Origin of the sequence: Flavobacterium sp. ASV13 (assembly GCF_000745775.1) — a bacterium.
Classification (GTDB): Bacteria; Bacteroidota; Bacteroidia; order Flavobacteriales; family Flavobacteriaceae; genus Flavobacterium.
In genome coordinates, this window is sequence record NZ_JQJY01000022.1 from 1 (window position 1) to 1280 (window position 1280).

A 1280-nucleotide genomic window follows, 5' to 3' on the forward strand; every position below is an offset into this window, starting at 1 on the left:
GTTACTCTGAATGTATAACTTCCGGCAACTGATGGGTTGTAAGGCAATGTGATTGGATTATATCCTCCACCATTGATATCAACTTCATAAGTAGTATATGTACCTGTTCCTCCGCCTGGAGTCAAGCTAATTGATGCATTAACAACACAAGTTAAATCCTGATCCAAGCTAGCTACCAAAGTAACCTGTGGCTTAACTTCGTATGTTATAATATTTGATTCACAACCATTAACATCTACAACACTAAATTGGTAAGTACCAGGAGTTGTTACTGTATAAACTGATCCAGTAATATCTGAACCGTTTACTCTGTAAACTCTTGTACCTGCCACCGGAACTGTTGCAACAAGTGATAAATCAATTGCTACTGGTGCTCCTGTGAAACAAATTGGTGCCGGTGCTGTCATGGTTGGTGAAGCATCTTTGATAATTGAGAATGCTAATGGTGCTGTAATTTCGCATCCATTTACATCTTTTACATAAACTTTCCAGTTCAATGTTGCAGGATCCAATACTGCTGCATTAGAATCTGCATAAGTGCCAGGACCTGTTGCAGTCGCTGGTACAAATGAATACTGATAAGGTGCTGTTCCGCCTGATGCAGTTACGCTTACCTTAGCTCCTGTATTACAATTCGCATTGATGTTTGATGCAACAACCAATCCTAAAGCAGTTGGTTGCGCAACAGTTACCGTAGCTGTAGCCGTACAAGTTGTAATCTCATCTGTAATAACAATTGTCTGAGGACCAGCTGCTGTTATTCCAGTAACTGAAATTGTTGCACTTGTCTGGCCTGTTACTGCTGGTGCTCCGTTAAGTGAATAACTGTAAGTACCTGCAAAGTTTCCAACTGTGAATAATACCTCTCCGTTTGCACCTGGGTTACAAGTAACATTTCTTACCAATTGTCCTGCAACTGTAATGTTTGTTACTGGCGCAACAGTGTATGACTCACTATATGTACATCCATTTGCATCTGTAATCTGGAATACATAAGTATCTGGGTCTAAGTTGGCAAATGTTGTTGATGCTTGTTTAGCTCTTACGATAGGAGATAAAATCTCATACTGTAATGCTCCAACTCCACCTGTATGACCTGTAATGTCAACTGTTCCTTTTCCACCACAAATAACAGCAACTGTTGTTGCGAATGTCAAGTCTGTTGGAGGGTTCAATGCCGGTACGTTAACACCATTTGTGATAGTGAATGTACAACCATTTGCATCCTTAACGATTACATCAAATGTAATTCCAGCAAACGTCTCATACGTATTCGTTCC

The 1280-nt window shown here is 40.2% G+C and carries 1 pseudogene; it reads right to left on the reverse strand.

The features are described from left to right. Positions 1–1280: pseudogene (locus tag GQ47_RS20590) on the reverse strand (hypothetical protein); the annotation flags it as partial.